The organism is Corynebacterium striatum (assembly GCF_016728105.1).
Lineage (GTDB): Bacteria > Actinomycetota > Actinomycetes > Mycobacteriales > Mycobacteriaceae > Corynebacterium > Corynebacterium striatum.
Genome location: NZ_CP068158.1, coordinates 652,252 through 664,390, shown reverse-complemented (window position 1 = coordinate 664,390; position 12,139 = coordinate 652,252). Strand labels below are relative to the sequence as shown.

9 protein-coding genes and 2 rRNA genes are annotated in these 12,139 nt (G+C 57.9%); 5 read left to right on the top strand and 6 right to left on the bottom strand.

The features are described 5' to 3' along the window. Positions 1 to 226: 226 nt before the first annotated feature. From I6I72_RS03095 to I6I72_RS03085, 3 genes are all read left to right on the top strand, one after another. A 23S ribosomal RNA gene (locus tag I6I72_RS03095) occupies positions 227 to 3,291 on the top strand. A 116-nt stretch (positions 3,292 to 3,407) separates the two neighbouring features. Beyond that, a 5S ribosomal RNA gene (gene rrf, locus I6I72_RS03090) occupies positions 3,408 to 3,525 on the top strand. Between the two features lie 216 nt (positions 3,526 to 3,741). Further along, complete coding sequence (locus I6I72_RS03085) at positions 3,742 to 4,101, top strand: DUF2200 domain-containing protein (protein WP_201807455.1); 360 nt, start codon at positions 3,742 to 3,744, stop codon at positions 4,099 to 4,101. On the opposite strand, the gene I6I72_RS03080 is transcribed toward I6I72_RS03085, so the two are convergent. Genes I6I72_RS03080 through I6I72_RS03065 form a run of 4 tightly spaced genes read right to left on the bottom strand, consistent with a single transcriptional unit; the run spans position 4,082 to position 9,641 of the window. Then, on the bottom strand, positions 4,082 to 5,206 hold the full coding sequence (locus tag I6I72_RS03080; protein ID WP_201807452.1) for an aminotransferase class I/II-fold pyridoxal phosphate-dependent enzyme: 1,125 nt from the start codon (positions 5,204 to 5,206) through the stop codon (positions 4,082 to 4,084). The genes I6I72_RS03085 and I6I72_RS03080 overlap by 20 nt on opposite strands. Then, positions 5,206 to 5,844: a DUF3239 domain-containing protein gene (locus I6I72_RS03075; RefSeq protein ID WP_005530291.1), complete on the bottom strand. Its 639-nt coding sequence runs from the start codon at positions 5,842 to 5,844 to the stop codon at positions 5,206 to 5,208. The genes I6I72_RS03080 and I6I72_RS03075 overlap by 1 nt, the downstream gene beginning before the upstream one ends. A 5-nt stretch (positions 5,845 to 5,849) precedes the next feature. Next, positions 5,850 to 7,481 carry a DNA repair helicase XPB gene (locus I6I72_RS03070; protein WP_049152351.1) on the bottom strand — a complete coding sequence of 544 codons (1,632 nt, stop codon included), beginning with the start codon at positions 7,479 to 7,481 and terminating at the stop codon, positions 5,850 to 5,852. A 60-nt stretch (positions 7,482 to 7,541) separates the two neighbouring features. Then, entirely contained in the window at positions 7,542 to 9,641 is a 2,100-nt protein-coding gene (locus I6I72_RS03065) for a helicase-associated domain-containing protein (RefSeq protein ID WP_049152348.1), read from the bottom strand. A gap of 66 nt (positions 9,642 to 9,707) precedes the next feature. On the opposite strand from I6I72_RS03065, the gene I6I72_RS03060 reads away from it, so the two are divergent. After that, complete coding sequence (locus I6I72_RS03060) at positions 9,708 to 9,893, top strand: hypothetical protein (protein WP_005530285.1); 186 nt, start codon at positions 9,708 to 9,710, stop codon at positions 9,891 to 9,893. Between the two features lie 123 nt (positions 9,894 to 10,016). Here the strand turns inward: I6I72_RS03060 and I6I72_RS03055 are convergent, their stop codons facing one another. Beyond that, entirely contained in the window at positions 10,017 to 10,640 is a 624-nt protein-coding gene (locus I6I72_RS03055; RefSeq protein WP_005530283.1) for a resuscitation-promoting factor Rpf1 domain-containing protein, read from the bottom strand. A 375-nt stretch (positions 10,641 to 11,015) separates the two neighbouring features. Between I6I72_RS03055 and I6I72_RS03050 the strand changes: the two genes are divergently transcribed. After that, complete coding sequence (locus I6I72_RS03050) at positions 11,016 to 11,396, top strand: cold-shock protein (protein WP_005530281.1); 381 nt, start codon at positions 11,016 to 11,018, stop codon at positions 11,394 to 11,396. A gap of 123 nt (positions 11,397 to 11,519) precedes the next feature. Here I6I72_RS03050 and I6I72_RS03045 read toward each other — a convergent pair whose 3' ends face one another. After that, complete coding sequence (locus I6I72_RS03045) at positions 11,520 to 12,137, bottom strand: DUF2771 domain-containing protein (RefSeq protein WP_046645069.1); 618 nt, start codon at positions 12,135 to 12,137, stop codon at positions 11,520 to 11,522. Positions 12,138 to 12,139: the final 2 nt, after the last annotated feature.

Genomic DNA, 12,139 nt, shown 5'->3' with positions numbered 1-12,139 from the left:
TTGATACGGTCATGGATTCTTTGATGTGTGGTTGTTGTTGGTGGTTGGGGTGTTGTGTGAGAACTGTATAGTGGACGCGAGCATCCCCAAGCAATGATGCTTTGTGTGTTGTTGTTTGGGATGTGTAATTTCTTATATTCTTTGTGTTTTGTGTAGTTCACGCCGGCACGATGGGTAGCAGCGTTGGGGTTTGTGCCCTATGTTGTTTGTTTGTTGTGTTGGTTGTGTGTTCGTTATTTAGGGCGCATGGTGGATGCCTTGGCATGCTGAGCCGATGAAGGACGTGAAAGGCTGCGTTAAGCCTCGGGGAGTTGTCAATTGAGCGTTGATCCGAGGATGTCCGAATGGGGAAACCTGGCACCTGTTATGGGGTGTTACCTTGCAGTGAATTCATAGCTGTTGTGGGGGTTACGCGGGGAAGTGAAACATCTCAGTACCCGTAGGAGAAGAAAATAATAATGATTCTGCTAGTAGTGGCGAACGAACGTGGATGAGGCTAAACCGTGTGCATGTGATACCTGGTAGGGGTTGTGTGTGCGGTGTTGTGGGCCCTGATGAGGATGGCTACTGACGTCCTGCCCGCGCATTGTTGTTAGGTGAAGTGGTGTGGAAACGCCTGCCGTAGAAGGTGATAGTCCTGTAGCTGAAGATGATGGTGTGTGGGTTGTTGGGTTGCCCGAGTAGCAGCGGGCTCGTGGAATCTGCTGTGAATCTGCCGGGACCACCCGGTAAGCCTAAATACTCAGTGTGACCGATAGTGGATAGTACCGTGAGGGAATGGTGAAAAGTACCCCGGGAGGGGAGTGAAATAGTTCCTGAAACCATGTGCTTACAATCCGTCAGAGCACTTTTTGTGTGTGATGGCGTGCCTTTTGAAGAATGAGCCTGCGAGTCAGCGGCATGTCGCGAGGTTAACCCGTGTGGGGTAGCCGTAGGGAAACCGAATCCTAATGGGGTGTTTAGTGGCATGTCCTGGACCCGAAGCGGGGTGATCTACCCATGGCCAGTGTGAAGCAGCAGTAAGATGCTGTGGAGGCGCGAACCCACGTAGGTTGAAAACTGCGGGGATGAGCTGTGGGTAGGGGTGAAAGGCCAATCAAACTCCGTGATAGCTGGTTCTCCCCGAAATGCATTTAGGTGCAGCGTCGCATTAGCTTGGTGGAGGTAGAGCTACTGGTTGGTTGAGCGGGACTACAATCTTAGCAATGTCAGCCAAACTCCGAATGCCATTAATGTGTTGTGCGGCAGTGAGACTGTGGGGGATAAGCTTCATAGTCGAGAGGGAAACAGCCCAGATCGCCGGTTAAGGCCCCTAAGGGTGTGCTAAGTGGAAAAGGATGTGGGATCGCGAAGACAGCCAGGAGGTTGGCTTAGAAGCAGCCATCCTTGAAAGAGTGCGTAATAGCTCACTGGTCGAGTGGTTCTGCGCCGACAATGTAGTGGGGCTCAAGCACACCGCCGAAGCCGCGGCAATAATATTTTGTTATTGGGTAGGGGAGCGTCGTGCACGTGTTGAAGCGTTACCGTGAGGAGGCGTGGAGTGTGTGCGAGTGAGAATGCAGGCATGAGTAACGAATTGGAAGGTGAGAATCCTTCCCGCCGGATGACTAAGGGTTCCTGGGTCAAGTTCGTCTTCCCAGGGTGAGTCGGGACCTAAGGCGAGGCCGACAGGCGTAGTCGATGGATAACCAGTTGATATTCTGGTACCCGAGTATATGCGCCCCTGATAAAGCACTGATACTAACCACCGTGCGTTACTGTGGTTGACCCTTTGGGGTTAACATGGTGGCAAGCCGTGGGGCCTGATGTGTGGTTCAAGCGATGGGGTGACACAGTGGGGTAGCCATGCCGCTTAGTGGATTGTTGGTGTAAGCGTGTAGGTGATGGTGTAGGTAAATCCGCACTTGTTAGCTCAGACGTGATGCGTAGCCTTAATTGGTGAAGTTGGTGATCCCGTACTGTCGAGAAAAGCCTCTAGCGATGTATATACTCGGCCCGTACCCCAAACCGACACAGGTAGTCAGGTTGAAAATACTAAGGCGTTCGGGTGAACTGTGGTTAAGGAACTCGGCAAAATGCCCCCGTAACTTCGGGAGAAGGGGGACCCTATGGCGTGAACACTCTTTGCGGTGGGAAGCGTTGTGGGGTCGCAGAGAATAGAGGGAAGCGACTGTTTATCAAAAACACAGGTCCATGCGAAGACGTTAAGTTGATGTATATGGACTGACGCCTGCCCGGTGCTGGAAGGTTAAGAGGACCGGTTAATCAAGCTTTGCTTGGTGAAGCTGAGAATTTAAGCCCCAGTAAACGGCGGTGGTAACTATAACCATCCTAAGGTAGCGAAATTCCTTGTCGGGTAAGTTCCGACCTGCACGAATGGCGTAACGACTTCCCTGCTGTCTCAACCACAGGCCCGGTGAAATTGCACTACGAGTAAAGATGCTCGTTACGCGCGGCAGGACGAAAAGACCCCGGGACCTTCACTATAGCTTGGTATTGGTGTTCGGTTCGGTTTGTGTAGGATAGGTGGGAGACTATGAGGCGTGTGCGCCAGCACGCGTGGAGTCGTTGTTGAAATACCACTCTGATCGGATTGGATACCTTAACCTTGGCCCATGATCTGGGTTGGGGACAGTGCCTGGTGGGTAGTTTAACTGGGGCGGTTGCCTCCCAAAATGTAACGGAGGCGCCCAAAGGTTCCCTCAGCCTGGTTGGCAATCAGGTGGTGAGTGTAAGTGCACAAGGGAGCTTGACTGTGAGAGTGACAGCTCGAACAGGGACGAAAGTCGGGACTAGTGATCCGGCACCTACTTGTGGATGTGGTGTCGCTCAACGGATAAAAGGTACCCCGGGGATAACAGGCTGATCTTCCCCAAGAGTCCATATCGACGGGATGGTTTGGCACCTCGATGTCGGCTCGTCGCATCCTGGGGCTGGAGTAGGTCCCAAGGGTTGGGCTGTTCGCCCATTAAAGCGGCACGCGAGCTGGGTTCAGAACGTCGTGAGACAGTTCGGTCTCTATCCGCCGCGCGCGTTGAAACTTGAAGAAGGCTGTCCCTAGTACGAGAGGACCGGGACGGACGTACCTCTAGTGTGCCAGTTGTTCCGCCAGGGGCATCGCTGGTTGGCTACGTACGGAAGGGATAACCGCTGAAAGCATCTAAGCGGGAAGCCTGTTTTAAGATGAGGTTTCATTTGAGGTCCCCTAAAGACTATGGGGTTGATAGGCCAGACATGGAAGCACCGCAAGGTGTGGAGTCTACTGGTACTAATAGACCAAAACAAACACACACGACACTACCGTGCACAAACAAGAAAACACACACACGTGTTCGCGTCCACTATGCAGTATCTGACACAACACCGGAGTACACCAGAACACAAAAGTTCTGCTGCCCCGAAAGTTTGTCGGTGGTCAATAGCGACAGGGAAACGCCCGGACCCATTCCGAACCCGGAAGCTAAGCCTGCCCGCGCTGATGGTACTGCAACCGGGAGGTTGTGGGAGAGTAAGTTACCGCCGACATAAAACAACAAACAACAACTCAATACAGAAAGTAGCGCCTGAGCTATCCGAAACAACGGAACAGCACATGCGCTACTCTTCGTTTTCCCCTATAGCGTTTGGCAGTGTGGTCTCTGTAGTTCGTGTAGTTCATGTAGGTGGTGTGGTTCATGTAGGCGATGTGGTTGGAACCGCTTCGTGCCTGTTCTCTGCTTGTTTGCCTGTACGGTAGTTCCTATGACTCAACCCAAGGAACCACGCATCTTCCGCATGGAGTGGAAAGAGATTCATAATGCCTACATCGCTAAGGCGGAGCGGAAGTCCCGTACTAGGGAAGAAGTAGATGAGCTTATTTCGTGGCTTACTGGTTACGATGCAGAGGGTATTATCTCGGCGGGAGAGCGAAGTGTGCGTGAGTTCTTTGATGAAGCACCAGCGCTTAACCCCGACCGTTTCTTGATTACCGGCAGCGTGTGCGGTGTTAAGGTGCAAGAAGTAGAGGACCCTTTGATGCAAAAGATTCGCCAGCTCGACAATTTGATTGAGGAGCTGGCGAAGGGCAAGGCCTTGGAGAAGATTAAGCGTTCAGGCGCTTAACTGCCTCACGAATGACTTCGGGGCGCTTGCAGAATGCGAAGCGTACCTTGTAGCGCCACGGCTCAGGGTTGTCCGTGAAAGCCGCGAGCGGAATAGCCGCAATGCCCTTGGTTACCGGGAGTTGTTTGCAGAACTCGATCCCGTCCATCCCCGTGTGAGAGATATCAGCTACCAAGTAGTAGGTGCCGCGGGTGGCGTGGAGCTTAAAGCCCGCATCCTTTAAACCTTGCGCAAGAATGCCGCGGCATTCGGAGAGCTCGTCGACCATATTGCTCAACCACTCGCGCTCTTCCACCAATGCGTGAGCCACGGCCGGCTGGAACGGAGTGGTGGATACAAAGGTCATGAACTGCTTTGCCTTGATGACGCCATCGAGGAGGTCTGGGTGGGCAATGGCCCAGCCGGTCTTCCACCCAGTCGCATTATAGGATTTGGCAGCAGAACCAACCTTCACGGTACGGGTCTCCATACCGGGAATACGTAGTACCTCAACGTGCTCGGCATCATCGAAGGTGAGGTCCTCGTAGACCTCGTCGGAAAGCACGAGCAGGTCATGCTCCACGCAGATATCGCGCAGGCCTTCTAGTGCTGCGCGGCTAAATACTGAACCGGTGGGGTTATGCGGAGAATTGACGATCACCATCGCGGTCTTATCCGTCACAGCGGCGCGCACAGCATCGACGTCGAGGTCCCAGCTTCCTCCGGAAGGCTTGAGCGGGACGGGGACACGGGTGGCGTCGGCAAGCGCAATGGCGGCGGCATATGCGTCGTAGTAAGGCTCCAGCACAATGACCTCTTGGCCTGGCTCAACGAGTCCCAGCACGGTCGCCGTGATGGCTTCCGTTGCGCCCGCGGTGACCGCGATGGCTTTGCGTGCAACGCTGTAGTGGTATGCCAAGGCGTCGATAAGCTCAGGGCGTCCCCGCAACGGTGCGTACTGATTGTTGCCCGAGGCAATCTGTTCTTGCGCGATCTCCAGCATGCGTGCCGGCCCGTCGGAGTCAGGGAAGCCTTGACCCAAGTTGACGGCATCATTGTCCACAGCGAGCTGCGTCATGGTGGCGAAGATAGTCTCGCCGAACTGTTGAAGACGTTGAACAGTCATTACAGCACCAAGAGGTCGTAACGGGTGGCCTTTACGTCGTTGAGGCGCTTGCGAGCGCGGTCAAGGCGTTGCCACTGGTCTTCCGGGATGGACTTGCGTGCCATGGTAACTACCTCAGCATCAGGAGTACCCCACGCAATAGGCATTGGGGTGATCTGCTGCCAGTGGTCCTTGTCGCTGCTGGTGCGCTGACCAGAGACGGCGGCGACTGGAATCTTGGTGCCTACCGTGCGCTTGACACCCGGCACCGATGTCACGGTGCGCAGGCATGCCCCCCAGCGCGGCGGCAGCTTTGGATCGACGTTGGTGTTCACCAGGGCCATGAGCACCATGTCGCGCTCGTTAACCTCAGCCACCACAGCCGGTGCTAAAGGATAGGAATCATAAAGCTTTTGGGCGCTTCCTACCTTGCTAGCGGCAGCAACGCCCACGACAGCGACGAGGATTCCAAACAGCGCAAGGCCCAAAGCCACGGTAAAGCCCCAGGCGGCCGCGACACCGAGGTAGACCGCTACGGCGCCGACGATGAGCAGCAGGCCCATGATGAGGCCCGAGTTGCGCAGGCGCGAAGAATCGCGGAGGAGTTCGTTGTTCTTCTTGGCGTAGGTCTCATCGACCTCGAATCTAAAAATCTTCATAAGAATCACAAGTCTACTTCGTCAACGAGGCGATATGCGTAACCTTGCTCCGCCAAAAATCGTTGACGGTGCAGCGCATATTCCGCATCGATGGAATCGCGGGTCACGAGGGTATAGAACGTTGCTTCCTTGCCGTCAGCCTTGGGGCGTAGTAGGCGTCCGAGGCGCTGGGCCTCTTCCTGTCGGGAGCCAAAGGTACCCGAGACCTGAATGGCAAGGGCGGCCTCTGGCAGATCGATGGAGAAGTTAGCCACCTTGGATACCACGAGGATCTGCAGCGCGCCTTCGCGGAATTGCTGGAAGAGTTTCTCGCGCTTGGCGTTCGAGGTCTTGCCATCAATCACAGGGGCGTTGAGATGCTTGCCCAGCTCCTCGAGCTGATCCACGTAGCCACCGATGATGAGGGCTTGCTGGCCCGCGTGCTGGGCCAGGATCTTGTCTACCGCCCGGTGCTTTGTGCTTGACGACGCCGCGATTCTGTAGCGCTCGCGCGGCTGCGCCGTGGCGTAGAGCATCCGCTCTTCGGGGTCCATGTCTACGCGGACCTCAATGCAGTCTGCGGTGGCGATGTAGCCGGCTGCCTCCAGCTCCTTCCAAGGGGCGTCGTAACGCTTGGGCCCGATGAGCGAGAAGACGTCTCCTTCCATGCCGTCCTCGCGGATAAGCGTGGCCGTGAGCCCGAGGCGACGGCGGGACTGGAGGTCCGAGGTCATACGGAACACCGGGGCAGGCAGCAGGTGGACTTCGTCGTAGATGATGAGCCCCCAGTCGCGGGAGTCGAAGAGCTCCAAGGCGCGGTATTCGCCCTTGGTCTTGCGGGTGACCACCTGGTAGGTGGCGATAGTAATCGGCTTGATCTCTTTCTTCTCGCCGGAGTACTCGCCGATCTCGGACTCGGTGAGCGAGGTTCGCCGCAACAGCTCGTCACGCCACTGGCGGCCGGCCACGGTGTTGGTCACGAGGATGAGCGTGGTGGCCTGGGTCTTGGCCATGGCGGCCGCGCCCACGATGGTCTTGCCTGCGCCACAGGGTAGGACGACGACGCCGGAACCGCCGGACCAGAAAGAATCTGCGGCGTAGGACTGGTAGTCGCGCAACGCCCAGCCTTCCTCCACGAGGGAGACCGGGTGCGACTCGCCATCGACGTAGCCCGCGAGATCTTCGACCGGCCAATTGGCCTTGAGCAGTTCTTGTTTCAGGCGTCCGCGCTCGGAGGGCGGTACGGCAAAAGTGTGATCGTCGATGCGGGCGCCGAGTAGTGCGCTGACCTTCTTGTGGCGGGAGAGCTCCTCGAGGATGGGGACTTCTTCGGATTCCAGGATGAGGCCGTGGGCCGGGTGGGCGTGGAGACGCACGCGGCCGTAGCGTGACATGGTCTCCGCGACGTCAATAAGCAGCGCCTGCGGCACCGGGAACCGGGAGTAACGCTCGAGGACGTCGACAACCTGCTCGGCATCGTGGCCGGCCGCGCGGGCGTTCCAGAGAGCCAGGGGAGTGATGCGGTAGGTGTGCACGTGCTCAGGCGCGCGCTCGAGCTCCGCGAAGGGAGCGAGCGCGATGCGAGCGGCCGCGGCGTCCGCGTGATCGACCTCGAGAAGCACGGTCTTATCTGACTGCACGATGAGTGGGCCTGGCATACGGGATCCTTACTTTTTGACTTAAGACTCGAAAATATTTTGCTGACTTTGGAAGGGAACTTAGACAAGGTGCACTGAGGTGATGCGGTGTAGCGGGAAACGAATCATTGAACCATCGGAACCTGCCGCGTCCACCTGGCCGCCTGCCACGGACAAAGGTTTGACTGTTCTGTTCTTTGGGTTGCCGTTCTTATCCGCATAGACGATGGTGACCCGGCGGCCGCTACGGGCCGCGGCATGCAGGATGTCCAGGCTGGTCTCATCCGCGGCTGCGGGTGCTGTCTCACCACTTGCGAGAAGCGCCGCGGCGACGGAAACAGGATCGGCGCTTGGCTTCGCGGCTTTGCGAGCTGCAGGCGTGGGCAGGGCGTAGGGCTCGAGGGCCACGCTGAGCGACGCCCCGTTCTCGTCCTCGGCGGCAGGCGCCATGCCATGCTCGCGTAGCTTTTCTAGCAAAGGTCCTACGCGCAGCTGAGAGATGGCGACCGTGGGAGCGATTAGGCGCAGCTCGGGGACGACGCGCACTGCCATCTCTAGCAAAGCAGGATCCTCGCTGCGTAGATACGCCAGTGCGGGGCCGGAGCGCAGCGTGCCGTGTCGGCGGGAGACATCATTGATGAGGAACTCGAGGGCTTGTGGCACCTCCGAGTGGGCGGCGAAGAAGGCAGTGATGTCCTCCGCCGTCATGCCGACGTCGAGGCCGCGACGAAGAGTTGACTCCGTGATGCGGTACAGGCTGGCCAGCCCCGGTGATTCGAGGTCCGCTAGATCACTTAGCCGGTGATGGGAGGCGGCCTCGAGCGGTCCGGGGACCAAGACCGTGAGGTCGCCTTGGATGATGAAGTAATCCACGGTGTCAGGCGTGAGCGAATGGGTGGCTGCTGGGTCTAACAGCGCTTGGGTGGCTTGTCCGAGCGCGATGAGGCCGAGCCATTCGGCTTCGTCGACCAAGGCGTCGATGGTGACGGACTTGGTGTGGGTGGCAAACAACGGGAAGCGGAAACGCAGATCCTCCCAGAATTCCTCTTTGCTTAGAGGCGTGGCGGAGTGCGCGTAGATATCCATGACGGTTGCGCGATGGCGGGGGAGGCGGTCTTTTGAGGACTCGGGATCGAGCAGTCGGCCTTCCTCCCAGGGCTGCCAGGTGGAGTGCTGCCAGGCGTCGATAAGCACGCTCCACTTGTCCGCAAGCATGGCATCCAGCCACTCTTGGGCGCCTTGGGTTGGCGCGAGGAAGTTTCCTTCCAAACCTTTGGGCTCACCGCGGCTCAGCAGTCGCGCCGCAAAGCCGAGGCAGACCAAGCGGCGTAACTCGGTCTCGGTGATGGACAACTCCTTGGCCAGGTGTGCTTGGGGACGCACACCGACGGTTTTGTCCTTGAGGAGTTCGATGGGGTGCGCGCCGAGGGCATCGATAAGCTGCTCTAGTTCGCGAACAACTTGGAGTCCTGCTGCGGTACCGGCGTCGTTAGTCTTAGAATTCGGATTTGGCGTGCCGGCTCGGCCGCTGGGTTCCAGCGGAATGAGTTCGGGGGTGCGGCCCTCGAGGGCACGGCGTGCGGCGCGGGGAAGACGCACCGTACGGGAGTCCACACGCGTGAGGATTCCTTTGGCGAGCAGGCGCGGGATGGGCCGCGCGGGGTCGGCGTCAGGAGCGGCGTCGCGAGTAGTGCCCACTCCGCCGGAAGTGACAAGCGTTTGGAGGATGCGTGCCTCGTCCTCAGGAAGCGCAGCAATTTCCTCGGGTGCAGTGGTGCTTTGGTGCAGCAGGGACCATTCAGTGGGAAGGGCCTGCATGAGACCTGGTGCAAGGCCCACAGTATCTGGATTGGTGGCGTCTGCACTGGTTGTGAAGGCAAGACCCCGCTCGAGCAGCTGGGACGTAGCTGCGGGCTTGGTGACAGCGACTTCCTCGAGCTCACCGCCGCGCTCGGCGATGTCCTCAGCGGCTGCCAGCAGCGCAGCGTCGCAGTGCGATAACGCGAGCGCGAGGGAGGTGCGCAGAGTCAAACGCGTGGCCAACGGGGCAATAGTCGGGGGTAGTGGATGCAGAACATCGCTGCGGTGGGCGAGCAACGTGGCGAGCTGTGTTTGGTCAAGATCTGCCAGCCAGGTGCGGAAATTGAGCGCTGCTGATGGATGCTGCTGAGGAGGGGTCATGGTGGCACACAAGTTTAGTGGGTAATTGAGTTACTTTTTGCGCCGGGGTTTGGAATAATAAGGGCTATGTCGAATCAGAAGAATGGCTTCGTGTCCCCGGCTTGGCCGAAGAACGAAAATCGCGAGCACGCAATCACTGAAATCTACGCGCCGTTCGCTGGTGCATCCAGCCCATACGGTGACGATCTTGTCCTGCCGATGCCGGCGGAGAAGCTCAACTACGTGCACCCATACACCCGCATCAACCGCTAAACAAAGCACTAGCCGCGTGCCTAACAAGGCTAAAACGCAAAAGACTCCCTGCCACCTCGAATGACGAGGACTGGCAGGGAGTCTTTGTATGAAACGCGGTGTGTTGGCGCTTCGTGTTACTCCTTAGAGGTTGCCGACCAGCTGGGCAATCGGGTCAATAAAGTTGCGGTTTGCGGAGTAGAACGCGTTGAAGTCGTGGCGGTTTGCCTTGTACTGGTTAGCGAACTCAACCGGGATGGACAGTCCGTACTTAGCGGCGGTGTCCTCAACAAATGCGTAGAGAGCATCAACAGCGAGCTCGTCGGATGGCTGTGCTGCAGCCTGCTTTACTGCAGCCGGTGCGGCTGCCGGAGCAGCAGGAGCTGCGTCTAGGTTACGCGGGGTAGCAGCGGAGTTCAGGCCGAGGGAAGCGGAGCAAGCTGGCCATGCGCCCCAACCCTGGGATGCGAGGACCTTCTCTGCAATTGCGATCTGCTGCTCGCGGGTTGCCTGGTTTGCGGTCGGTGCGTACTGGCCGCCACCGAATGCGGACCAGGTCTGGCCGGAGAACTGCAGGCCGCCGTAGTAGCCGTTGCCGGTGTTGATTGCCCAGTTACCGCCGGACTCGCAACCTGCGAGGCGGTCCCAGTCAGAATCCGGCGCTGCGGATGCGGTCGGTGCCATGATGGCGGCAGCTGCACCGAAAGCGACGGTGGAAGCTGCGAACTTGGTAGCGAACGAGTTGTTCTTAGCGGAGTGGCGTCCCATGAAAGTATTCCTCTTCTCTAGATTTCTCGCGCCCACGTTGTGCCCAGTCCGGCAAATAAAATGTTTTTGAAAGCGTTGTGCACAAATATCGGCCGCCGCGAGTAAGCCCGGACTGTGTGTGGGGCGAGACTTCCTCGCTGGCGACCAAGTGCCTGCGTCAAACAGTAACGGTTTATAACGAAATAGTCACGTAATCAGCCCGGAATGGCGGGCAGGTGCAGAAATATCGCTCTATTTTCGCAGGTCGCGGCGAAAATGTGAATTAGATCACCCGTGTAACGTGTGTTGTTTATGTGGCAGCAACTTCAAAAGTTGTGTCGAAAGGGTTAATATATATCTCTTTATTGCCCCCGAGAAAGAAAGCGAGTAGGGCACGTGCCAATCGGCAAAGTTAAGTGGTTTGATGCTGACAAGGGCTTCGGCTTTGTGAGCAACCCTGGCGATGAGGACGTCTACGTCGGTCGTAACGTACTGCCCGAAGGCGTCGATGAACTGGTCCAGGGCCAGCGCATCGAGTTCGACTTCGCAGCCGGCCGTCGCGGCCCCCAAGCCTTGCGCGTCAAGGTTCTGGATTCCCCGCGTCGCCGTACTCCTTCCCGCAAGCCAGAAGAACTATCCAGCATGCTCTCTGATGTTATGACTCTCCTGGAGACCCAGGTCCAGCCAGTGCTGGCTCAGGGCCGTTACCCGGAGCGCAAGACCGGCCGCCAGGTCGCAGAGATCCTGCGTGCTATTGCCAAGGACCTCGATAGCTAAGCGTATAAGGAACACTAAGGACGTCAGCAACAAAGAGTGCGGGCCCTCCCTTAAACCCCTCGACGAGATAGTTGAGGGTAGGAAGGGCCCGCACTTTTTTGTGCGCTGGGGCGTTATGTGGCGCTACTTTTTGGCAGCAGTGGGCTTGCTTGTGGGAGCGGTGGATTCGCTTGCAGGAGCAGCGGTCTTGGTGGCTTCCGCGAGGTCTTCCTCGGACATCGTGGACAGGGACCACACCGTGCTAAACGGTGCTTCTTCGCCCTTGGCGTCGGTGCCCAGCATCAGTGCAGAGATTTCAACGACCATCAGGCGTGGGCGTTTGCCCTTGGAAGCGGCAATTGGGTCGACGGAACCCATGACGTCGACAGTGCTCGTCTCATTAGCGCCGTGGATGGTCTCATCGTTCGCGGCAGGATCATCATAAATTGTCAGAATGCGCCACTCGTTTGCTGAGACCGCTTCGGGGATCTCCAGGTGAAGGGTGTCGTTTTCACCGACGGTGAGGTTAGGGGTCTCGCCCTCCGGGCAGTCCGTGCCAATCTCGCAGACCATGTACGGCGCCACCTCGAGGGATTGATCGCCCACGCTGGCCTTAATCTTCACGTCCTTGGGATCCGGGCCGGGGCGGCTGTTCCACCAGTTCTGGAACAGAACTACGGACACCACAATTACTGCCACCGCGATGATGAGCGCCAACAGCTGCAGCAGTGACTTCTTCCTTGCTTCCTTACGGGTTGCCATGG

Bases quoted from the DNA above. Each gene is read 5' to 3' on its own strand.
- I6I72_RS03085 (WP_201807455.1), top strand. From the start codon at position 3,742: ATGACTCAACCCAAGGAACCACGCATCTTCCGCATGGAGTGGAAAGAG.
- I6I72_RS03065 (WP_049152348.1), bottom strand. From the start codon at position 9,641: ATGACCCCTCCTCAGCAGCATCCATCAGCAGCGCTCAATTTCCGCACC.
- I6I72_RS03055 (WP_005530283.1), bottom strand. From the start codon at position 10,640: ATGGGACGCCACTCCGCTAAGAACAACTCGTTCGCTACCAAGTTCGCA.
- I6I72_RS03075 (WP_005530291.1), bottom strand. From the start codon at position 5,844: ATGAAGATTTTTAGATTCGAGGTCGATGAGACCTACGCCAAGAAGAAC.
- I6I72_RS03080 (WP_201807452.1), bottom strand. From the start codon at position 5,206: ATGACTGTTCAACGTCTTCAACAGTTCGGCGAGACTATCTTCGCCACC.
- I6I72_RS03070 (WP_049152351.1), bottom strand. From the start codon at position 7,481: ATGCCAGGCCCACTCATCGTGCAGTCAGATAAGACCGTGCTTCTCGAG.
- I6I72_RS03060 (WP_005530285.1), top strand. From the start codon at position 9,708: ATGTCGAATCAGAAGAATGGCTTCGTGTCCCCGGCTTGGCCGAAGAAC.
- I6I72_RS03045 (WP_046645069.1), bottom strand. From the start codon at position 12,137: ATGGCAACCCGTAAGGAAGCAAGGAAGAAGTCACTGCTGCAGCTGTTG.